At 66.7% G+C, this 21,260-nt stretch carries 22 protein-coding genes; 15 read left to right on the forward strand and 7 right to left on the reverse strand.

What is annotated here, in order from left to right; all coding sequences use genetic code 11:
• The coding region (locus AC6LKG_RS09820) for a molybdopterin-dependent oxidoreductase (protein ID WP_498164141.1) at positions 1 to 938 on the reverse strand (938 nt) is incomplete at its 3' end.
• Positions 939 to 1,079: 141 nt separating this feature from the next.
• On the opposite strand from AC6LKG_RS09820, the gene AC6LKG_RS09825 reads away from it, so the two are divergent.
• Positions 1,080 to 1,514, forward strand: coding sequence for a DUF2809 domain-containing protein (locus AC6LKG_RS09825; protein ID WP_498164142.1), 435 nt, complete (start codon positions 1,080 to 1,082; stop codon positions 1,512 to 1,514).
• Positions 1,515 to 1,619: 105 nt separating this feature from the next.
• Here AC6LKG_RS09825 and AC6LKG_RS09830 read toward each other — a convergent pair whose 3' ends face one another.
• Positions 1,620 to 1,829: a hypothetical protein gene (locus AC6LKG_RS09830; RefSeq protein ID WP_498164143.1), complete on the reverse strand. Its 210-nt coding sequence runs from the start codon at positions 1,827 to 1,829 to the stop codon at positions 1,620 to 1,622.
• A gap of 222 nt (positions 1,830 to 2,051) precedes the next feature.
• Between AC6LKG_RS09830 and AC6LKG_RS09835 the strand changes: the two genes are divergently transcribed.
• The 4 genes from AC6LKG_RS09835 to AC6LKG_RS09850 all read left to right on the forward strand — a co-directional run bounded on the left by AC6LKG_RS09835 (position 2,052) and on the right by AC6LKG_RS09850 (position 3,951).
• Positions 2,052 to 2,783, forward strand: coding sequence for an iron-containing redox enzyme family protein (locus AC6LKG_RS09835; protein ID WP_498164144.1), 732 nt, complete (start codon positions 2,052 to 2,054; stop codon positions 2,781 to 2,783).
• 73 nt (positions 2,784 to 2,856) lie between these two features.
• Positions 2,857 to 3,195, forward strand: a complete 339-nt coding sequence (locus AC6LKG_RS09840; RefSeq protein ID WP_498164145.1) for a 2Fe-2S iron-sulfur cluster-binding protein — start codon at positions 2,857 to 2,859, stop codon at positions 3,193 to 3,195.
• 67 nt (positions 3,196 to 3,262) lie between these two features.
• The gene (locus tag AC6LKG_RS09845) at positions 3,263 to 3,604 is read left to right on the forward strand and encodes a ferredoxin (protein WP_498164146.1); all 342 of its coding nucleotides are present in this window, start codon (positions 3,263 to 3,265) and stop codon (positions 3,602 to 3,604) included.
• Entirely contained in the window at positions 3,601 to 3,951 is a 351-nt protein-coding gene (locus AC6LKG_RS09850) for a 2Fe-2S iron-sulfur cluster-binding protein (protein ID WP_498164147.1), read from the forward strand. The genes AC6LKG_RS09845 and AC6LKG_RS09850 overlap by 4 nt, the downstream gene beginning before the upstream one ends.
• Before the next feature lie 20 nt (positions 3,952 to 3,971).
• On the opposite strand, the gene AC6LKG_RS09855 is transcribed toward AC6LKG_RS09850, so the two are convergent.
• Together AC6LKG_RS09855 and AC6LKG_RS09860 are read right to left on the reverse strand one after the other, a co-directional pair.
• Entirely contained in the window at positions 3,972 to 4,691 is a 720-nt protein-coding gene (locus AC6LKG_RS09855) for a GntR family transcriptional regulator (protein WP_498164213.1), read from the reverse strand.
• 77 nt (positions 4,692 to 4,768) lie between these two features.
• Positions 4,769 to 5,506 carry a sulfite exporter TauE/SafE family protein gene (locus tag AC6LKG_RS09860; RefSeq protein ID WP_498164148.1) on the reverse strand — a complete coding sequence of 246 codons (738 nt, stop codon included), beginning with the start codon at positions 5,504 to 5,506 and terminating at the stop codon, positions 4,769 to 4,771.
• A gap of 228 nt (positions 5,507 to 5,734) precedes the next feature.
• Here AC6LKG_RS09860 and AC6LKG_RS09865 point away from each other — a divergent pair, with 228 nt between their 5' ends.
• From AC6LKG_RS09865 to AC6LKG_RS09880, 4 genes are all read left to right on the forward strand, one after another.
• The gene (locus AC6LKG_RS09865; protein WP_498164149.1) at positions 5,735 to 7,267 is read left to right on the forward strand and encodes a hypothetical protein; all 1,533 of its coding nucleotides are present in this window, start codon (positions 5,735 to 5,737) and stop codon (positions 7,265 to 7,267) included.
• Positions 7,268 to 7,385: 118 nt separating this feature from the next.
• A complete protein-coding gene (locus AC6LKG_RS09870) occupies positions 7,386 to 8,846 on the forward strand; it encodes an aldehyde dehydrogenase family protein (RefSeq protein WP_498164150.1) in 1,461 nt (486 codons plus the stop codon).
• 21 nt (positions 8,847 to 8,867) lie between these two features.
• Positions 8,868 to 9,347, forward strand: a complete 480-nt coding sequence (locus tag AC6LKG_RS09875) for a GlcG/HbpS family heme-binding protein (RefSeq protein ID WP_498164151.1) — start codon at positions 8,868 to 8,870, stop codon at positions 9,345 to 9,347.
• A gap of 13 nt (positions 9,348 to 9,360) precedes the next feature.
• Entirely contained in the window at positions 9,361 to 10,377 is a 1,017-nt protein-coding gene (locus tag AC6LKG_RS09880) for a 2Fe-2S iron-sulfur cluster-binding protein (protein WP_498164152.1), read from the forward strand.
• A 7-nt stretch (positions 10,378 to 10,384) separates the two neighbouring features.
• Here AC6LKG_RS09880 and AC6LKG_RS09885 read toward each other — a convergent pair whose 3' ends face one another.
• The gene (locus AC6LKG_RS09885) at positions 10,385 to 10,822 is read right to left on the reverse strand and encodes a universal stress protein (protein ID WP_498164153.1); all 438 of its coding nucleotides are present in this window, start codon (positions 10,820 to 10,822) and stop codon (positions 10,385 to 10,387) included.
• A 415-nt stretch (positions 10,823 to 11,237) separates the two neighbouring features.
• On the opposite strand from AC6LKG_RS09885, the gene AC6LKG_RS09890 reads away from it, so the two are divergent.
• Genes AC6LKG_RS09890 through AC6LKG_RS09900 form a run of 3 tightly spaced genes read left to right on the forward strand, consistent with a single transcriptional unit; the run spans position 11,238 to position 13,976 of the window.
• Positions 11,238 to 12,182, forward strand: a complete 945-nt coding sequence (locus AC6LKG_RS09890; protein WP_498164154.1) for a YVTN family beta-propeller repeat protein — start codon at positions 11,238 to 11,240, stop codon at positions 12,180 to 12,182.
• Positions 12,166 to 12,960 carry a polysaccharide deacetylase family protein gene (locus tag AC6LKG_RS09895; protein WP_498164155.1) on the forward strand — a complete coding sequence of 265 codons (795 nt, stop codon included), beginning with the start codon at positions 12,166 to 12,168 and terminating at the stop codon, positions 12,958 to 12,960. Before AC6LKG_RS09890 ends, AC6LKG_RS09895 begins: the two co-directional genes overlap by 17 nt.
• 2 nt (positions 12,961 to 12,962) lie before the next feature.
• Positions 12,963 to 13,976, forward strand: a complete 1,014-nt coding sequence (locus AC6LKG_RS09900; RefSeq protein ID WP_498164156.1) for a sterol desaturase family protein — start codon at positions 12,963 to 12,965, stop codon at positions 13,974 to 13,976.
• Between the two features lie 177 nt (positions 13,977 to 14,153).
• Here AC6LKG_RS09900 and AC6LKG_RS09905 read toward each other — a convergent pair whose 3' ends face one another.
• On the reverse strand, positions 14,154 to 14,651 hold the full coding sequence (locus AC6LKG_RS09905) for an acyl-CoA thioesterase (RefSeq protein ID WP_498164157.1): 498 nt from the start codon (positions 14,649 to 14,651) through the stop codon (positions 14,154 to 14,156).
• A gap of 77 nt (positions 14,652 to 14,728) precedes the next feature.
• Positions 14,729 to 16,243: a DUF1254 domain-containing protein gene (locus AC6LKG_RS09910; RefSeq protein WP_498164158.1), complete on the reverse strand. Its 1,515-nt coding sequence runs from the start codon at positions 16,241 to 16,243 to the stop codon at positions 14,729 to 14,731.
• A gap of 275 nt (positions 16,244 to 16,518) precedes the next feature.
• On the opposite strand from AC6LKG_RS09910, the gene fdnG reads away from it, so the two are divergent.
• Genes fdnG through AC6LKG_RS09925 form a run of 3 tightly spaced genes read left to right on the forward strand, consistent with a single transcriptional unit; the run spans position 16,519 to position 21,137 of the window.
• Complete coding sequence (fdnG, locus tag AC6LKG_RS09915; protein ID WP_498164159.1) at positions 16,519 to 19,587, forward strand: formate dehydrogenase-N subunit alpha; 3,069 nt, start codon at positions 16,519 to 16,521, stop codon at positions 19,585 to 19,587.
• A gap of 10 nt (positions 19,588 to 19,597) precedes the next feature.
• Positions 19,598 to 20,497: a formate dehydrogenase subunit beta gene (gene fdxH, locus AC6LKG_RS09920; protein ID WP_498164160.1), complete on the forward strand. Its 900-nt coding sequence runs from the start codon at positions 19,598 to 19,600 to the stop codon at positions 20,495 to 20,497.
• Positions 20,490 to 21,137, forward strand: coding sequence for a formate dehydrogenase subunit gamma (locus AC6LKG_RS09925; protein WP_498164161.1), 648 nt, complete (start codon positions 20,490 to 20,492; stop codon positions 21,135 to 21,137). Before fdxH ends, AC6LKG_RS09925 begins: the two co-directional genes overlap by 8 nt.
• Positions 21,138 to 21,260: the final 123 nt, after the last annotated feature.

Raw genomic sequence — 21,260 nt, forward strand, 5'->3', positions numbered from 1 at the left:
GCGACGCGGTCGCCATCGGCCAGGCTGGTGATGAAGCTGCGCACGTTGTAGCGCCCGATCGGACGGGTCTTTTCCGGGGCCTTGCCCGGTGGCGTACAGGCGCAGTCGTTGTCGGGGATACGGTAGGCCTTCTGCATCCAGAAACCGTCGAATTCCCGGTCAAGCACCTTGATGTCTGCCAGGTGCTTGACCCAGTAGGTGCCGTAGTAGCCCGGCACCACCAGTCGCACCGGATAGCCGTTTAGCATGGGCAGGTCGGCGCCGTTCATGGCATAGGCCAGCATCACCTCGCCGTCGAGCGCATGGGCCGCGTCCAAAGCCTTGATGAACTCGGGCGTGCCTGGCAGCACCGGCCGGTCCATGCCTTCGAATGTCACTTGTTGCGCGCCGGCCTTGATGCCGGCTTTATCCAGCACCCGCTTGAGCGGGATGCCCAGCCAGCGAGCATTGCCCATGGCGCCGTTGCCCGATTGGCCGCCGCCCACGCGCGGTTCGAAGAAGCCGCGGCTGTTGCCGGAACACTGCGTGACCGCGACCAGTTCGACTGGCGCGCCGAACTGCTGCTTCAGGTCGGCCAACGACAGTTCCAGCGGCCTGGCCACCATTCCGCCTATGCGCAGCCGGTAGGCGGCGGGGTCGATGGCGGTGGGGATATTGGCCAGGTGGTAGCGCACGAAGAAGGCGTCGTTGGGCGTGATCAGGTCTTCATTGAAGACCGCGAACGGTGTTTCCAGTTGCGGGGGCCGCGAGGTCAGCCGGATCAGGGGGCGCTTCTGCGGATAGGCGACCAGGTCGCGCTCGCCGTTGGCGAAAGGCAGGGTGACGGTGGCCGGGGCCGCCAGGCTGGTGAGGGCGTGGCCGGCCAGCGTGCCGGTCGCGCCCAGGGCGCAGGCCTGGCGCAGAAAGCGTCGGCGCCCATCCGGATCGAATGCGCTCATGCTTGTCTCCTCTGTTTTCTAGTACCCTCGCCTGCGGCGTGGTGGAATCAGGCTACGCTTGCCGGCCTGAAAAGTACGTTAGCAGTTGCATCGGCCGTTTCAATAACCGTGTTTTGCGCGCCGCGGGCGCCTGGCGTTGCAATGAGACTGACTTTCAACCGATCGGCTTTTGCCGCGCTGCTGGCCGTGACCGTCGTGGAGGCCCTGATTGCCACTCTGGGCAAGCCCTATCCGCTGTTGCGCGGCTTCGTGGGTGACGTGGTGGCGGTCGGCTGGGCCTATCTGGTGTACCGCAGCTTCATCCGCGCGGGCGTGCTGCCGTTGGCGCTGGCGGCGCTGTTGACCGGCTATGCCGTCGAACTGGGCCAGTACCTGGCGCGCCACTTTGGCTGGCGCCTGGAGCAACCGGTGCTGCGCGTGATCCTGGGCAGCGTGCCGGACTGGTGGGACATGCTGGCCTATACGCTGGGGTTCTTGCTGGTGTTGCTGCTGGCGGCGCTGCGGCGCCAGCACGGCGGGGCGCGCTTGCGCGCAGACGGCGGCGGGTCCGCCGCAGCGGGTGACGCGCGGTCCTGAACCCGCGGCGCGCCGGGCGCGACGGATTCCTGTTTCACACTTTCACGACGCGCGCCTGCGCGGCACGCGGCCGAAAGCGGGTCGACGGCCCGGTCGCGGACAGGTTCAGCCGGCCTGGCCGACGGGGGCGCCTTCGCCGCGTCGCGGCGCGGCTTTTGCCTGCGGGCGCAGCCGCGCGTTGCGGAACGGAGCCAGGCATTCGGCCCAGGACGAGGGGAACAGGGGCGTGGCGTGGCGCACGGCATCGCGGTCGGCGTAGTGCGCCAGCAGTTGCTGGCCGATCGGGGCGTCTCCGAGGGGATGGCGGGTGTTCATGGTATTTCCGGATTGCATTGAAATTGTATTCATTGTACCAGGGTAAACCCTGGGTTCCAACCGCTCCGTATTGATCCAAGTCATTGATAGAAGAGGGACAGTTCCCGTGGGTTGCCAAGGCAACGGGAATACCCTAGTCGATCAAAACAGTAGACGGTATACAATGTTCTGCATCGGTCGAAGTTTTCGGCCGGCCCCTCCCTCACAGACCTGGAGCGCGTCATGGCAGAACTGATGAACCGAGATGAATTCCGCACCGCGTTGGAAAACGCGATCAAGGGCAAGAGCGCCAACGCCTCGCCCTTTTCCATTGCCTGGGCCGAAGGCAAGCTCAGTCGCGAGCACCTGGCGCGCTGGGCCGAGAACCACTACCACTACGTCGGTCCGTTCGCCGACTACCTGGGCTACCTGTATGCCCGCACCCCCGACACCTACACCGAGGCCAAGGATTTCCTGTTGGCGAACATGTACGAAGAGGAAATCGGCGGCGACCGCCATACCGATCTGCTGATCCGCTTTGCCGAGGCTTGCGGCACCACCCGCGAACGCGTCACCAATCCGGACAACATGTCGCCCACCACCCGGGCGCTGCAAAGCTGGTGCTACGCCGTGGCCATGCGCGAAGACCCCATCGTGGCCGTGGCCGGCCTGGTGGTGGGCCTGGAATCGCAGGTGCCGTCAATCTACCGCAAGCAGACCCCGACCCTGCGCGAAAAATATGGCTTCACGGACGAAGAGGTCGAGTTCTTCGACCTGCACATCGTGTCCGACGAGATCCATGGCGAACGCGGTTACCAGATCGTGCTGGAACACGCCAACACGGTCGAGCTGCAGCAGCGCTGCCTGAAGATCTGCGAGATTGGCGCGCAGATGCGGCTGCTGTACACCACCGCGCTCTACACCGATTACGTGCAGCAGGAAATCGCGCTGCCGGAACTGGGCCTGGCGGCCTGATGCCCGATTCGCGGCAGCCCCCGCGCGCAAGCGTTTGGGGGCTGCCGCGGGGTCCCAACCGGATAACCGATCCATGCCTACCGTCGTATTCCACAAAGGCAGCCAGACCTATACCGGGGAGGTGCCGGACAACGCCAACCTGGTGGTCCGCGCCGGCATCCGGCAGTTTCCCTTCCCCCACCTGCGCTACGAATGCGGCATGGGCAAATGCGCCAAATGCGCTTGCCGCGTGCTGGCGGGGGCGGAGCACCTGCCGCCGGTGAACTGGAAGGAAAAAAAGCAGTTGGGCGAGCGCGTCGATGCGGGCTACCGGCTGGCCTGCCAGTTGTGGCTGGGCCACGATATCGAGCTGGCGCAGGACGCCGAGGCGGCGGCCGCGCGCGAGCCGGCCGCCGCGGTGGCGCAACGCTAGCGCCAGGGGGCCGTGCGATGTTCCCAGTCCCGCATTTCCGATTCCAACCGATGCAAAGGAAGCGCGCATGACCCGCGACGCGAATGACGCCGTGTTCGTGATCCTGACGTCCAAGCCCGGCGTGTACCGCACCGAGCTGGACGCGCAGGGCGAGATTGTCGAAACCTATGACTACGCCTGCGATGGCAGGACGCGCGCCGTGTTCAGCATCGCCCGCCTGCGGGGCCCGGCGCGCCTGCTGGTGACCGAGGAAACACCGCCCTTTATCGTCAATCGCGTGCCGTCCAAGTTTCTCGAATCGTTCACCTCGCTCGAGGCCGCCCGCCGCGAGCTGGCGCACCTGAGCCGTTTCGGCAGCATGCAAACCACCCTGACGCGGCGTTGCGGCCCCGTCGCCGCGGAGTATTGAGCAGCATGGTCAAGATCACGTTTTTATCGAATGGCGGCAAAGTGGCCAGCGCACCCGAGAACAGCAACCTGCTGCGGGTATCGCTCAAGGAACAGGGCGGCATTCCGTTCAAGTGCGGCGGTGGCCTGTGCGGCACCTGCAAGTGCCGCATCGAGCAGGGGTTGGAGCATACGGACGCCATCAAGCCCAAGGAGCGCAAGCACTTGCGGCCCGAGGATTTCGAGGCCGGCTATCGCATGGCCTGCCAGACTTTCGTGCTGGGTGACGTGGCGGTGTCCTGGGTCGTGCGCGACGGCAAGGGCGTGGTGGTCGACGGCGCCGGACAACCGGCGCCCGTGACGCCCTGAGCTCGCCGCCGACGCGGGATTCAGGCGGCGGCCGATGGATGCGCCTGGCGCGCGTCGGTATAGGCTTTGGCGGCATTGTGCACGTGCTGGCTGGCCAGTAGCGCGGCCAGGTCGCCGTTGCCGGCGATGACGGCGTTCAGGATCTGCGAGTGTTCATCCCAGTTCTGCCTGGCGCGATGCATGTTGCTGGGCGCGAACAGCAGCGCGGTGCGGTCGCGCAACGAACGCATCAGGTCGGTCAGCACCACATTGCCGCCGATGGTGGCCAGCATTTCGTGGAATTGCGAATTGAGCGCCAGGAACTTGTCGAGCTGCTCGCCGCGCGCGGCCTCGGCGCCCTCGCGCAGGAACGCCTGCAGGCGCGCCACCGTCTCGTCGTCGCGGCGTTGCGCCGCCAGCTTGGCGTTCAGGCCTTCGAGCGTGGCGCGCACTTCCACCATGTCATAGGCCACCGCGTCAGACAGCACCGACACCGACGCGCCGCGGCGCGGCTCGATGGTGACCAGGCCTTCGGCCGCAAGCGCCCGCAACGCCTCGCGCACCGGGATGCGCGACACCCCCATTTCCTCGGACAGGCGTCCTTCGACCAGGCGGTCGCCCGGCGTGAATTCACCGCTGAGGATGCGCTCGCGCAGCTTGTCGCGGATGACCGCGAACAACTGCGGATGCTGCTCGCCGATTTTCAGCGGGGCAGATGACTGCGTGTCTACGGCTTGCGGGCTGACGGGCGTGGTGGTCATGGCGAGCAGGTCTGGCGGAATGGATACAGTCTTCATTGTATTACCGGGCGGCGCGCCGGCGGCGGGAAGTGCGGACGTCAACCGGCCCACAGGGCCTTGCCGATCACGCCCAGCGCGCCCAGGGCGCAGGCCGCCAGCAGCGCAGCACGCACCGCGCGCGGCGGCAGCCGGTGGCGCAGGCGTCCGGAAACCGCGAAGCCGGCCAGCAGGAAAGGCGCCAGGCTGAGCGCCAGGCCGGCGTGGTAACCGGTGTAGCGGCGCGCCCAGGCGAGCATGGCCAGCGAGAAGATCGAACCCAGAAACAGCACCATGCCAAGCGTGGCGCGCAGTCGCGCCGGCTCGGCATGCTGCAGCACCAGGGCAATCGGCGGGGCGCCGACCGAGGTCATGGTGCCCATGATGCCGGAGGCCACGCCCGCGCCGGAGACGCGTCCGGGCGTGGCGGTAAACCGCAGCCCGGCCGCGCTGAGGGCGACGGCCGCCAGGATCATGCAGGCGAACAGCAGGCCCAGTGTCTGCGGCGCGAAGCGGGCCATGGCGTAAATGGCGATGAGCGTGCCGGCGGCGCGTCCGCCCAGCGCGTAGGCGACCGCCGGCCAGTCGATGGCGGCGCGCTCGCGCAGGGCGGTCAGCAGCGAAATGAAGCCGCCCAGGGTCAATAGCGGGCCGGGCGCGAGTTGCGGGAAGCACAATGCCGCCACCGGCGCGGCGAACATGGCGAAGCCGATGCCGCCCACCCCCTGCGCCAGCGCAGCGCCGAACACCACCGCGGCCATGGCGGCGTAATGCCAGAGATCGGGAAGGGAGCTTGCCATGCCGAAGTTGAGTCTTGTTGTGTATACGATAGTCTGATTGAAAATTGGCGATGCACCAATGTTGGGCTGACGCTCCAACATAATGCACTGATTTTCCACAAGTATTCATGGAAATTTCAGAATTATCGCTTTCCCTAGGCACTGCATATTTCGATTGGTATAGCGCATAACGAAATATAGTATACCGAAGTGGCGACTTAACAGCCACGTCGACAAGGGGAATAGCGCATGCAATCGGACGTCGTGCTCAACGCCGCTCACTGGATGTACCTGATCAGCGTTGCCGCGATCATCGTGACGATGATCCTGCGGGCAAACGTGGTGGTGCCGTCGGTGATCGGCACGTTCCTGGTGGTGCTGGCCATCACCGGCAACCCGATCAGCGCGCTGATCGGGATTTTCTCGGCCAGCTTCGTGGCCGCCAAAGAGCTCTTCAATATCTTCCTGGTGATCACCTTCATGACCGCCCTGCTCAATGCGCTCAAGACGCTGCAGGCGGACGTGCGCATGGTGCAGCCATTCCGGCGGGTGATGCGCGGCGGGCATTCGTCGTTCGTGATCATCGCCCTCTGTACCTATGTGATCTCGCTGTTCTTCTGGCCGACGCCGGCGGTCCCGTTGGTGTCGGCGATCCTGCTGCCCGCGGCCATCGCCGCCGGACTGCCGCCGCTGGCCGGGGCCATGGCGATCGCCATCGCCGGCCAGGGTATGGCGTTGTCGTCGGACTACGTGATCGGCGTGGCGCCAGGCATCAGCGCCAAGGCCGCCGGCGCCGCCGTCAGTGCCGCGGTGGTGGCGGACCGGGCGCTGGCGTTGTCGCTGATCACCGGGGCGGTGGCGTTGACCGCCGCCTATCTGCTGATCCGCAAGCACATTGTGCCGGCCGACGCGGGCCTGCTGGCGGCCTGGCAGGCGCGGGCCCAGGACGGCAGCCTGGCCGAGATCGAGCATTCGGGTTCGTTCGACAAGGCCGAGCTGGCGCGCGGCACCATGGGCGCCGATCCCGCGCTGCCGCGCGGCCCCGGACTGGATGAGCAGGCGCGGCGCCGGGTGCGCTGGTCGCGCGTGTTCGCGGTGGTGACGCCGCTGGCCTTCCTGGGCGTGATCGCCGTGATGGTGCTGCCGCGGCTGTTCCCGGCGCTGCCGGCGCTGCGCGGCGGCGACGCGGCGGCGCTGGTGGGCGGCGTGGCGTTTGTGGTGATGATGCTGGTGACGCTGGCCGCCGAAGGCCCGCGCAAGATGCTGGACGTCTGCCCGGAGCACGTCACCGACGGCTTCGTGTTCGCCTTCAAGGCGATGGGCTCGGTGCTGCCGATCGCCGGCTTTTTCTTCATCGGCGCCAACGAGACGGCCGCGCAGATCCTGGGCGTGCCCCAGGCGCAGGCGCCGGGCCTGCTGTTCGAGGTGATCTCGGCCGGCCAGCACCTGATTCCGGAAAACCATTTCCTGGTGGCGTTCGGCGTGTTGCTGGTGGGCATGATCACAGGCATCGACGGGTCGGGCTTCGCCGGCCTGCCGCTGACCGGCACGCTGTCGGGCGCGCTGGGGCCGGTGGTGGGCGTGGACCCGGCGACCCTGGCGGCGGTTGGCCAGATGGGCGCGGTGTGGACCGGGGGTGGCACGCTGATCGCCTGGTCATCGTTGATCGCGGTGGCGGGGTTCGCGCGGGTGCATGTGCTGTCGCTGGTGCGGGCGTTGTTGCTGCCGGTCGTGCTGGCGCTGTGCGTGTCCACCATCTGCGCCGTGCTGATCTGGGGCTGAGCGCGGGTGCGGGTTTACGCGGATCGAATCAAACGGATTAAAGTATACAATATTCAGAAATTACCTAAGACGGCCAATTTCCGGGCATCCCGGCCAGCCCGGCAAAGGAACGACCTCCGTGGACGATCTCTCGCAGCAGGCATTTCTCAACTACATCGGCGGTGAATGGGTGGCCTGCGCCTCGGGCGCTACGACGCCCAACCTGAATCCCGCCAACACCTCGGACGTGGTGGGGCACTTCCAGCAGTCGGACGCGGCCGATGCCGCCCGCGCGGTGGCCGCCGCCGCCGACGCGTTCGCCGCCTGGCGCGACACGCCGATTTCCAAGCGCGCCGCCATCCTGTTGCGCGCCGCGCAGATCCTGGAAGACCGGGCCGACAGCGTGGCGCGTGAATTGACTCGCGAGGAGGGCAAAGGCCTGGCGCTGGCGCGCGACGAAGTGCTGCGCTCGGCCCAGACCCTGCGCTTCTACGCCGTGGAAGGGCAGTCGTTCACGGGCGAGACTTTCGTCAATGACGATCCCGACATGGTGGTCTACAGCCAGCGCGAGCCGCTGGGCGTGGTCACGGTGATCTCGCCGTGGAACTTCCCCATTTCGATTCCCGCCCGCAAGATTGCGCCGGCCCTCATCACCGGCAACACGGTGGTGTTCAAGCCCTCGTCCGATGCGCCGCTGAGCGGCTACCGGCTGGCCGAGGCATTGGTCGAGGCCGGCGTGCCTCCTGGCGTGCTGAATTTCCTGACCGGCCCGGCCTCGAAGGTGGGCCAGGTCATCACCACCGCGCCGCAGGTGCGCGCTATCTCCTTCACCGGCTCGACCGCCGCCGGCGAACAGATCCATCGCGGCGCCGGCCTGACCACGCGCACCCAGATGGAACTGGGCGGCAAGAACCCGCTGATCGTGCTGGCCGATGCGGATCTGGACCGTGCGGTGGACCTGGCGGTCAAGGGCGGCTTTTCGCTCAGCGGCCAAGCCTGCACCGGCACCAGCCGCCTGCTGGTCGACCGCAAGGTGGTGGCGGCGTTCACCGACAAGCTGCTGGCGCGCATGGGCAAGCTGACCATCGGCAATGGGCTGGACGGCAATTTCGACCTGGGGCCCCTGGCCACGCGCAAGCAGCTCGATACCGTGTTGAGCTATATCGCGCTGGGCAAGCAGGAAGCGACCCATCTGACCGGCGGCGAGCGCATGCAAGGCCCGGGCTTCGACCACGGCTATTTCGTGACACCGGCCCTGTTCACCGACGTGACGCAGCAGATGCGGATAGCGCGCGAGGAAATCTTCGGGCCGGTGCTGGCGCTGATCGCGGTGGATGGCTACGACGAGGCCATTGCCTGCGCCAACGACACCGAATACGGCCTGTCGGCGGCCATCGCCACCACCGACGCGCGCTATGCCCATCGCTTTGCCCGCGACATCCAGGCCGGCACCGTCAAGATCAACCGCACTACCACCGGCAACCTCATCAACGCCCCATTCGGCGGGCTGAAAAGCTCCAGCACCTCGACGTTCCGCGAATCGGGCCGTGTCGGGTTGGAGTTCTACACGCAGATCAAGACCGTCTACCGCGCCGGCTGACGGCCCACCTGGAGCAAGGATATGAAGCAGATATATCGCCTGGAACTTGAAGAAGCGCGCCTCATGGTGCGGGCCGCCATCGCCCGCTCGGAGCAGATCGGCGTGCTCGAATCGGTGTGCATCGTCGACGATGGCGGCTATCCGATAGCGCTGGAACGCATGGACGGCGCCCGCATCACCGGTCCGCAGATCGCCTGGAACAAGGCATTCACGGCGTCCGGGCACAAGCGCTCCACGCACCTGTTCACGACCCCGCCCAACGGCCCCGCGCTGCCGGGCAATGAGGCATTTGGCATTCAGTGGAGCTTCGAGGGAAAGTTCGCCGCGTTCGTGGGCGGCTTTCCGATCGTGGTCAATGATGAGGTGATCGGCGGCGTCGGCCTGAGCGGCGGCAATGGCGAGCAGGATACCCAGGCGGGGCTGGCGGCGCTGAGCGCGCTGGCCGAACTGCTGGAGCCGCGCGGCATGAAAGTGCTGGTGCAGGCCGACATCAAGAAATAGGCGGCGGGCGGTCATGGCATATCGCGTGCAGATCCTCGAAACCGGGCAGGCCTTCATGGTCGAGCCGGATGAATCCGTGTTGCAGGCGGCCGAGCGCGCCGCGATCCGCTTGCCGCACGAATGCACCTTCGGCGGCTGCGGCACCTGCCGCATCAAGCTGGCCGAAGGCCGCGTTGCGTATGAGGAATTCCCCATGGCGCTGACGCCGCAAGAGGCGGCGCAGGGCTATGCCCTGGCGTGCCAGGCGCGGCCCTGCGGCGACCTGTGCATCAGCGTGCCGAATCCACGCACGTTCGCCGAGCCGCGCCGGCTGGCGGCCAGTGTGCAGGAAATCACGGCGCTGTGCGACGACGTCATCCACCTGACGCTGGCGCTGCCGCCGGACACGCCGCTGGACTATGCGCCCGGCCAGTATATGAACGTGGTGCTGCCCGACGGCGCCACCCGCAGTTTTTCGATGGCGTCGGCGCCGGCCGCCAACCGGCTCGATTTCCATGTGCGCCGTATTCCCGGCGGCCGCTATACCGACCATTGGCTGGGCCAGGCGCGGCCCGGGGCGGCGCTCGAGATCGAGGCGCCGCTGGGCGTGTTCAGCTACCACGAGCAAGACTGGCGGCCCATGATCATGATGGCCACCGGCACCGGGATCGCGCCAATCAAGGCCATCCTGGAATCGCTGCTGGACGATGACGATTGCCCGCCAGTGACGCTCTACTGGGGCATGCGGACCGAGGCCGACCTGTATCTGCGTGACGTGATCGAGAGCTGGGCGGGGCGCTTGTACGAATTCAATTTCGTGCCGGTGCTGTCGCGCGCCGGCGCCGATTGGCAGGGGCGGCGCGGCCATGTGCAGCAGGCGGTGCTGGCCGACCATGCCGACCTGTCCGAGCACGCCATCTACCTGTGCGGCGCGCCGGCCATGATCAGCGAGGCGACCGCCTTGCTGGCGGGGCGCGGCGCCAGCCTGGATCATGTCTATGCCGACAGCTTCACCTTCCAGCATGCGCCGGCCACGGCCGCCATGCCGTAGGGGGATCTCAGCGGTACACCAGCACCGGCAGCTTGGTGCGCGCCAGCACGCGCTGGGTCTCGCTGCCCAGCAGGAAGCCGGTCATGCCGTGGCGGCCGTGGGACCCCATCACGATCAGGTCGCAGCCACGCTGTTGCGCCGTGTCGACGATGGCTTCGTGCGGATGGTCGTTGACCGCCACGGCGGTGTCGCAGGGCACCAGCGCGTGGCGCGCCTCGGTTTCCAGTCCTTCGAGGTAGGCGGTGGCGTTCTTGCGGGCCTGGTCGGTGTGCTGGGCCTGGTGAGCCCCCAGCATCTCCGCCTGATAGACGGTCAGGTGGTCTTCCGGGATGGCGCGCAGCAGGGTGATGGTCGCGTTCATTTCCTTGGCGAACACGAGCGCTTTCTTGAAGGCCGATTCCGACAGCAGTGAGCCGTCCACGGCAATGAGCAGATGCCTGTACATGTTGCGTCTCCTTTGAGAAAAGGAACGTCCAGCAAGGGCCAATCCAGTATAGGACGGCGCCCGGGCGCTATCCAGTACAGCTTTCGGCGTAGTCGTGGCCGACGCGCTGGCCTTCGTCAAGGCCACCAAAGTGCCCGTCGCCACGCTTTGGGACGGGTGCTTCGCGCGGGGCCGCGCGCGTCGGCAAGCGCTTGGCGCGCAACGATTTTTTGCGATTGTTGCGATCGGTCAAACACCCGCCTGTTGCGGGGTCGCAACAAGCTCGCGGGTTTGCCAGCGAGGCTCTGACTTACGGTTTTTTGACAGGCGGCTATGCCAAAATGGCAGCCGCCGGGATCGGTGCCCGATCCCCTTTTGTCGGACCTGGAAATTGAATCCCTTGCTTTTTGTCCGCTGCGCCATTTTCAGCGCAGGGATGGCGCTTAGCGCCGCCGCGGTGTCGGCCCCGATTTTTGTCCTGAACTCCCTGGACGCGAATGTCAGCATCGTCGATCCGGCTAACTACACCGAAATGCGGCGTGTTCCCACCGGCAAGGAACCGCACCACCTGTATCTCACGCCTGACAAGAAGTCGCTGATGGTGGCCAACGCCACCGGCGACTCGATCACGCTGATGGACCCCAAGACCGGCGAGGTGCAGCGCACCCTGACCGGCATCGTCGACCCCTACCAGTTGCAGTTCTCGCCCGACATGAAGTGGTTCGTCACGGCCGCCAACCGCCTCGACCACATCGACATCTATGCCTGGCAGCCGCTGGAAAAGGGCTTCGACCTGAAGCTGGTCAAGCGCATCCCGGCCGGCAAGACGCCCAGCCACATCATGATCGATGCCAAGAGCACCACGGCCTACGTCACGCTGCAGGACAGCGACCAGCTCATCGCCATCGACCTGGCCACGCAGACGCCCAAGTGGACCGTCCCGGTCGGCAAGACGCCGGCCGACGTGTTCCTGACGCCCGACCAGAAGACGCTGCTGGTGGCTCTGACCGGCGATTCGTACGTCGAGGCCTATGACGTCAGCAAAGGGCCGGCCAAGCTGATCTCGCGCATCAAGACCGCCGCCGGCGCCCATGCCTTCCGCGCCCAGGGCGACCACCGCCATCTGTTCGTCAGCAATCGCACTGCCAACTCCATCAGCCGTATCGACCTGCAGACGCTGGCCGTGGTCGACACCTTCCCGGTGCCGGGCGGCCCCGATTGCATGGACGTGCTGGCCGACGGCAAGACCCTGCTGGTCACTTCGCGCTGGGCCCGCAAGCTCACCGTGGTGGACCTGGAGCAGAAGAAGGTCGTCAAGCAGGTCAACGTCGGCAAGTCGCCGCACGGCGTCTGGACGCTGAACCATGCGCCGACCCGCTAACCGGCAACTGGCCGCCGCCGTCTGCCTGGCGCTGGCGGCACAGGCCGCCACGGCGGCCCCGGCGACCTGTGACAAGCCGGTCTACCTGACCTTCGATACCGGCCACATGGGCGTGGCGCCGCTGATCGCCGACGTGCTGGCGCGCCACCACGTCAAGGTCACGTTCTTCCTGGCCAACGAGCGCACCCTGACCGACGGCAGCAGCCTGGACGACCACTGGGCGCCGTGGTGGAAGGCGCGCGCCGCCGAAGGCCACGTGTTCGGCTCGCACACCTACGACCACGTCTATTGGCAGGGCGACCTGCCGGGCGGCAAGTTCCGCGTCAAACCCAGCGCCGGCCCCGACGCGGGCAAGCGCCAGACCTGGACCGCCGAGCAGTACTGCGCCGAGATCAAGCGCTCCGCCGCCCGTTTCACCCAGATGACGGGCAAGCAGATGCTGCCGCTGTACCGCGCGCCGGGCGGCAAGACCTCGCCGGCCCTGTTGCGCGCCGCCAAGGCCTGCGGCTTCGAGCACGTGGGCTGGGCGCCCGCCGGCTTCCTGGGCGACGAACTGCCCAGCGACAAGTACCCCAACGCCAAGCTGCTGGAGCAGGCGCTGCGCACCATCAAGCCCGGCGACATCCTGCTGGCGCACCTGGGCATCTGGTCGCGCCAGGACCCCTGGGCCCCGGCCGTGCTGGAGCCGCTGATTGAAGGCCTGCAGCGCAAGGGCTATTGTTTTGCCACGTTGGATACCCATCCTGCCTATCGCGACTGGATCGCCACGCATCGCTGATCATGGATACGCTGAGTCAATGGTTCGGGAACTGCCAGCAATGGCTGTTCGAAGCCCTGGTACAGCCGGCGCTGTTCCACCTGGGCCTGAGCAATTTCATCGAGGACGGCTACGACGCCACCATGTGGCTGCTGGTCGGCCTGTTGCAGGTGGTGGTGCTGCTGCTGGTGTTCGGCCCGCTGCAGCGCCTGCGGCCGGTCGAGCCTGTCACCGACCGGCGCCAGATCGGCATCGACGTGATCTACACGCTGATCCACCGCCTGGGCCTGTTCCGCCTGGCGCTCTTCTTCACCATCGACCCGTTCTGGGACAGCATCTTCGGGCAACTGCACATCTGGGGCTTCGCGCCGTTCCAGCTCGACCAGTACTGGCCCGGCGTGACCGACCAGGCCTGGGTCAGCCTGATCATCTACCTGCTGCTGTTCGACCTGGTGGACTACCTGTACCACCGCGCCCAGCACCGTTTCGCCTGGCTCTGGGCGCTGCACGCGGTGCACCACAGCCAGCGCCAGATGACCATCTGGAGCGACGACCGCAACCACCTGCTGGACGACATGCTGCGCGACGTGGTGGTGGTGTTCGTGTCGCAACTGGTGGGCGTGCCGCCCGCGCAGTTCGTGGCGATCGTGGCCATCACCCAACTGGCGCAGAGCTTCTCGCACGCCAACCTGCGCATGCACTTCGGCGCCATCGGCGAGCGCCTGCTGGTCAGCCCGCGTTTTCACCGCCATCACCATTCCATCGCCTACGACGCGTCGACGCCTGGGCCGGCCGGCGGCTACAACTTCGCCGCGCTGTTCCCGGTCTGGGACGTGCTGTTCCGCTCGGCGCGCTTCGGCGTCGGCTACGGCCCCACCGGCATTCATGACCAGCAGCCGGAGCTGGGCGGCCGCGACTACGGCAAGGGCTTCTGGGCGCAGCAGTGGCTGGGCCTCAAGCGCATGGTCGGCCGCGACCGCGAGCCGGCCGTGACGGCGCCGCCATCGCGCCCGCCGGGCGCGGCCGAGGGCGCATGACGCGCCGCGTTGCGCTGTCGCCAAAAAGAACCGGGCCTCAAGGCCCGGTTTTCATGTCCGCTCACCTGCGACCCGGACGCCGCTCATCGCAAGAATAGCCGCCCGCCCCCCAAGGGGGCCGCCCCAAGGGCGGGCAGCCCCCTTGGGGGGCAGCTAGCGCGCGCGGCGTGGGGGCTTTTATCCTTCATGGGTGGTTTCGCGCTTGATTTCATCATGGCGCCGTTCCATCTCTTGGCGCAGCTCGCGGCGCAGGCTGGCGGCCTCGAAGCGCTGCTTTTCCTCGAGGTTGCGCGGCGCCAGCGGCGGCACCGCGGTGGGCGCGCCCTGGTCGTCCACGGCCACCATCGTGAAATAGCAGCTATTGGTGTGGCGCACCAGCTTCCTGCGGATGTCTTCGGTGACTACCTTGATGCCGATTTCCATCGAGGTGCGACCGGTGTAGTTCACGGCCGCCAGGAAGGTCACCAGTTCGCCGACGTGGATCGGTTCGCGGAACACGACCTGGTCGACCGACAGGGTCACGACGTATTGGCCGGCGTAGCGGCTGGCACAGGCGTAGGCAACCTGGTCGAGGTACTTGAGAATGGTTCCGCCGTGCACATTGCCCGAGAAATTCGCCATATCGGGCGTCATCAGGATGGTCATCGACAGTTGGTGGCTAAAGGCTTCGTCCATGGCGGGCGTTCTACTCGGCGACAAAACGCCTATGGTAGTGGCGAAACCCTGTCATGACGCCGTCGGCAGCGGGTTTGTCAGGGTTTCTTCGCGGGCATGGCTGGCGCGGGGGCGCCGACGGCGGGGAGGACGGCGGCTGCCGGCGCGGGCTCTTGCGCGGGCCCCGGCTCGGGCTCGGGCTCATCGCGCACGGCGGGTGGCGGCGCCCACAGGCCGTCGAGTAGGGCCGGCCCGGGGGCGTAGACCCGCAGCAGCACATATATCGGCCCGCTGGCGGCCACGGGCAGCCAGTTGGCCTGGGCGCCGGGCTCGGGCGCGACGTGGCTGAGCAGCAGGTCGAGCGAGCCATCGGCGTTGAACTGCAGCGGATCGCGATCGCCCAGCGCATAGCGGTCGATCGGATTGGTCACCGGCAGTCCTTGTCCGTCATAGGCGGCCAGCGACCACAGCGCCCCTGCCGGGGGCAATTGGCCGCTGTCGAAATGCAGCGTGTAGCGGTGTGCGCCGTCCAGCGGCCGACCCAGGCTGTCGGCGGCCAGCAGCAGCACCGACAGGTCCTCGGGCAGCCCGGCGCCGGGCTGGGCCTGGGCCGACAGCGCGCGCCGCAGGTAGGCGTTGCCGTAGACACCGGCGCTGGCCGTTTCCCGTTGCCAGCCGTTGACGCTGGCCAGGCTGACGCCGGCGGCGGCCTGCATGCGTTCGCGCCCTTCGCGCAGACCGCGCCGCAGCCCCTGCTTGACCGGATGGTCGAGCTTGTCGAAGTCGAATGGCCGGCCGGGGATCAGCCCGACCCGGCGCAATTGAGCCAGCACCGGCTGGTCGGTGGCGTGCGCAGGGTTGCGGCGCAGCAGTTCGGCGGCATAGGTGAAAAAGGCGTCGGTCGGCATCGACTCGACCTGTTCGCGTACCGGCGTCTTCAGGTCCAGCGACGGGTCGGCCCTGATCCGCTGCGACTGTGGCGGCAGGTTCCACTGCGCCAGCGGCGTCAGGGTGAAACCATTCTGCAGGGCGTGGACCGCCGGATAGTCGGCCGGTCCGTCGGTCCGCACCAGCGTGCGGGCCCAGACGTAGGTCGTGGGGGCGTCGATGCGAGTCATGCCCGAGGGCAGGGTGCCGGTCCAGCCCGGCGGCACGATCGCGGTGTTGCCTCGGGCGGTGCCGGTGCTGCGCTTGCCGAGGGTGGCGAAGGCCTCGTTCCACAGGTCCAGCAGGGTCAGGGTGTACAGGCGCCCGTGGCTGTCGGGCAGCGACAGCACCACCGGGCCGGCGCTCAGGTCGAGCCAGGCGGTGCTGCGCAGCATGTCGGGGTTGGCCCAGGGCGTGGCCGCGCCGGGACGGGGCAGGGCGCGGGCGTGCAGGAAGGCATTGGCCGGCGCGCCGGCGGCGCCCTGCGAAGGATGCGTGAACTGGCGCCGTGTCAGGTCCAGCGTGAGCAGCGGGTAGAAATACAGATAGCCGGCCATCGCCGCCTCGCGAGCGGACTCGGTGGCGGCGGCGGCCGGGGTCAGCGCCGGGGCGGCGGCGGCTGGAGCCGGGGTCAGGCTCGGCACGATCAGGGATAGGGACAGGGCCAGGGGGGCAAGACGGCGCATCGGCGCTCCAACGGGCACAGGCGGGACGGGCGGAAAGGCGGGACGCAACCCGCCGCCGGCAATGGTAGCAGTCACGCGATGATCCAAAATTCGCGAAAAATGCCGATTCTGGCGGCAAATCATTTCGGGTCGACCGATTTCACCCCTGGAGCAGGGCCGGGCATGGCGCCCGCCCCGCGCTGAGCCTATACTTGTTTGCATATCCTTGGGACCCGCAGGGGCTTTTCCCGGATCGGCCCTCGGCTTCCCCCATTTCACCCGGAGAGGAGTGCTTCATGGTCAACATGAACCGCCGCCAGTTCTTCAAGGTGACCGGTACCACACTGGCCGGCTCGAGCCTTGCCTTGCTGGGGGTTGCCCCCGGCACGGCCATGGCCGAGGTGCGCCAGTACAAGCTTGCGCGCATGACGGAAACGCGCAACACCTGTCCCTACTGTTCGGTCGCCTGTGGTCTGCTGATGTATGGCCTGGGCGATGGCGCCAAGAATGCCCGCGCCAGCATCATGCACATCGAGGGCGATCCCGACCACCCCGTCAACCGCGGCACGCTCTGTCCCAAGGGCGCGGCCCTGATCGACTTCATCCACAGCCCCAACCGCCTGAAGTACCCGGAATACCGGGCGCCCGGTTCGGACAAGTGGGAACGGATCTCCTGGGACGACGCGCTCACGCGCATCACCAAGCTCATGAAGGCCGACCGCGATGCCAACTTCGTCGAAAAGACGGCGGACGGCAAGACGGTCAACCGGTGGCTGACCACCGGCATGCTGGCCGCCTCGGCAAGCAGCAACGAGGTCGGCTACATCACGCACAAGACCGTGCGCAGCATGGGGATACTGGCGTTCGACAACCAAGCCCGTGTCTGACATGGCCCGACGGTGGCAGGTCTTGCCCCGACGTTTGGCCGTGGAGCGATGACGAACCATTGGGTCGACATCAAGAACGCGGACGTAGTACTGATCATGGGCGGCAATGCCGCCGAGGCCCACCCCTGCGGGTTCAAATGGGTCACGGAAGCGAAAGCCCACAACAAGGCGAAGCTGATCGTCGTGGATCCGCGCTTCACGCGCTCGGCATCCGTGGCGGATTTCTACGCGCCCATACGCACCGGCACCGACATCATCTTCCTGGGTGGCGTCATCAAGTACCTGTTGGATCACGACAAGATCCAGCACGAGTACGTGCGCAACTACACCGACTTTTCGTTCATCGTGCGCGAGGACTTCGCCTTCGATGCGGGCCTGTATTCAGGCTACAACGCCGAGAAGCGCAGCTACGACAAGGCCAGTTGGGACTACGAGCGCGGCGATGACGGCTACGTCAAGACCGACCCGACACTGCAGCATCCCCGCACGGTCTATCAACTGCTGAAGAAGCATTACTCGCGCTATACCGAGGAAATGGTCGAGCGGGTCTGCGGCACGCCGCGGGACAAGTTCCTGACGGTGTGCGAGATGCTGGCTTCCACCGCCACGCCCGATCGCGCCACCAGTGTCATGTATGCGCTGGGCTGGACGCAGCATTCCATCGGCTCGCAGATCATCCGCACCGGCGCCATGGTGCAGTTGCTGCTGGGCAATATCGGCGTGGCCGGCGGCGGCATGAACGCATTGCGCGGGCACTCCAACATCCAGGGCCTGACCGACCTGGGCCTGATGTCGAACCTGCTGCCCGGCTACATGACGCTGCCCAACGAGCCCGAGCAGGACTACGGCAAGTACATCGCCGCGCGCGCGCTCAAGCCGCTGCGGCCCAACCAGCTCAGCTACTGGCAGAACTACGGCAAGTTCCACGTGAGCCTGATGAAGGCTTGGTGGGGCAAGGCCGCGACCGCCGAGAACAACTGGGCGTTCGACTACCTGCCCAAGCTCGACAAGCTCTACGACATGCTGCAGGTCTACGAGCTGATGCACCAGGGCAAGATGAACGGCTACCTGGCGCAGGGCTTCAACCCGCTGGCGGCCGCGCCCAACAAGGCCAAGCTGAACGCCGGTTTCGCCAAGCTCAAGTTCCTGGTCATCATGGACCCGCTGGTCACCGAGACCTCGGAATTCTGGCGCAACGCCGGCGAGGCCAACGACGTCGATCCCAGGCAGATCCAGACCGAGGTGTTCCGCCTGCCCACCACCTGTTTCGCCGAGGAAGACGGCGCGCTGGTGAACTCCGGGCGCTGGCTGCAATGGCACTGGAAGGGCGCCGAGCCTCCAGGCGAGGCCAAGAGCGACATCGAGATCATGTCGCAGATCTTCACGCGCCTGCGCAAGATGTACCAGGAAGAGGGCGGCAAGTACCCCGACCCCATCGTCAACCTGTCCTGGCCGTACTCCAACCCGCAGAGCCCGACCGCGGAAGAGCTGGCCAAGGAATACTCCGGCAAGGCGCTGGTGGATCTGGTCGACCCCAAGGACCCCACCCGCGTCACGCGCAAGGGCGGCGAGCAGTTGGCCGGCTTTGCCGAACTGCGCGACGACGGCACCACGGCCAGCGGCTGCTGGATCTTCGCCGGCGCCTGGAGCCCGGCCGGCAACCTGATGGCGCGGCGCGACAACAGCGACCCGACCGGCATCGGCCAGACCCTGAACTGGGCCTGGGCGTGGCCGGCCAACCGCCGCATCCTGTACAACCGTGCCTCCTGTGATGTCTCGGGCAAACCGTTCAATCCGCGCCGCAGCCTGATCTCGTGGAACGGCAAGGCCTGGGTCGGCGCCGACATTCCCGATTTCAAAGGCGATGAAAACCCCGACGGCGGCATGGGGCCGTTCATCATGAACCCCGAGGGCGTGGCGCGCTTCTTCGCGCGCGCCGGCATGGCCGAAGGGCCGTTCCCGGAACACTACGAGCCGTTCGAGACGCCGCTGGGCTACAACCCGCTGTATCCGCAGGCCAAGGGCGTCACCAACAACCCCGCGGCGCGCGTGTTCAAGCACGACCTGGCGGCGATGGGCACGGTGGACAAGTTTCCCTACGTGGCCACCACCTACCGCCTGACCGAGCATTTCCATTACTGGACCAAGAACGTCCGCATCAACGCGATCCTGCAACCCGAGCAGTTCGTCGAGATCAGCGAGGCCATGGCCAAGGAGCTGGGCATCGCCAATGGTTCGCGGGTGAAGGTGTCGTCCAATCGCGGCTACATCAAGGCGGTGGCGCTGGTCACCAAGCGCCTGCGGCCGCTGACCATCGAGGGCAAGACCGTCTACCACGTGGGCATTCCGATCCACTGGGGCTTCGTCGGCATTGCAAAACCAGGCTTCCTGGCCAACACCCTGACCCCATTCGTGGGCGACGGCAATTCGCAGACACCGGAATTCAAGTCGTTCCTGGTGCAGGTCGAGAAGATCTAGGAGAGCGCTCATGTCCATGCAATCCCTCGACATCAAACGGCGCTCCGCCACCACCACGCCGCCGCCGGGCGTGCGCGAACCCGTCACCGGGTCCGTGGCCAAGCTGATCGACGTCTCCAAGTGCATCGGCTGCAAGGCCTGCCAGAGCGCGTGCATGGAGTGGAACGACCTGCGCGACGAGATCGGCACCAACGTCGGCGTCTACGACAACCCGGCCGACCTGACCGAGCATTCCTGGACCGTCATGCGCTTCTCAGAGTACGAGAATCCGCGCGGCGACCTGGAGTGGCTGATCCGCAAGGACGGCTGCATGCACTGCGAGGATCCGGGCTGCCTGAAGGCCTGTCCGTCGCCGGGCGCCATCATCCAGTACAACAACGGCATCGTCGATTTCCACGAAGAGAACTGCATCGGTTGCGGCTACTGCATCACCGGCTGCCCGTTCAACGTGCCGCGCATCAGCAAGAAGGACCACAAGGCGTACAAGTGCACCCTGTGTTCCGACCGCGTGGCCGTCGGCCAGGAGCCGGCCTGCGTCAAGGCCTGCCCCACCGGCGCCATCGTGTTCGGCACCAAGGACGACATGAAACAGCACGCCGCCGAACGCATCGAGGACCTGAAGTCGCGCGGTTTCGAGCAGGCCGGCCTGTATGACCCGCAGGGCGTGGGCGGCACCCACGTGATGTACGTGTTGCATCACGCCGACCAGCCCGCGCTGTACCACGGGCTGCCGAAGGACCCGCAGATCAGCCCGATGGTCTCGCTGTGGAAGGGCATCGCCAAGCCGTTGGGCGTGGCCGCCATGGCGCTGACGGCGCTGGCCGGCTTCTTCCACTACGCCCGCGTCGGCCGCAACGAGGTCGACGAGGAAGACGAACGTCGTGCCGAAGAGGAGATCCGCCATGAGTGACGACCGCCATCACCGCCGGATCAAGCGCTACACTCCCGGCGAGCGCACCAACCATTGGATCATCGCCCTCACGTTCATCCTGCTGGCGCTATCCGGACTGGCCCTGTTCCACCCATCGATGTTCTGGCTCACCAACCTGTTCGGCGGCGGTCCCTGGACTCGCATCCTGCATCCGTTCATCGGGCTGGTGATGTTTTTCTGCTTCGTGGTGTTCGCCGGCCACATGTGGCGCCACAACCTGATGACCAGGGCCGACCGCCAGTGGCTGCGCCAGCTCGACGACGTGGTCGAGAACCGCGAGGACAAGCTGCCCGAGGTCGGCAAGTACAACGCTGGCCAGAAGCTGCTGTTCTACGTGCTGATCCTGTGCATGCTGGGGCTGTTCGCCAGCGGCATCGTGATCTGGCGCGAGTTCTTCGCCTTCTACTTCCCGATCTGGGTGGTGCGCGCCGCCTCGGTGCTGCATGCCGTTTGTGCATTGGTGCTGATTTGCGCGATCATTGTGCATATTTATGCGGCGATCTGGGTCAAGGGCTCGCTGACGGCGATGCTGCGTGGCTACGTGACCGCGGGCTGGGCGTGGAAGCACCACCGCGCCTGGTTCCGGGAACAAATCGGCAAGCAGTCCACGACGAAGTAGGCGGGCCTCGCGCGGCGGGCGCCACCTTGTGATGGCGCCCGCGCCGGGCCGGCTCCGCTCGATCCCACCGCACGGCTGTCTTCCCTTCATGGGGCGGCAGCCGTGTTCGTTTATCTGGAGACG

It is taken from the genome of Achromobacter sp. 46006, from assembly GCF_059761975.1.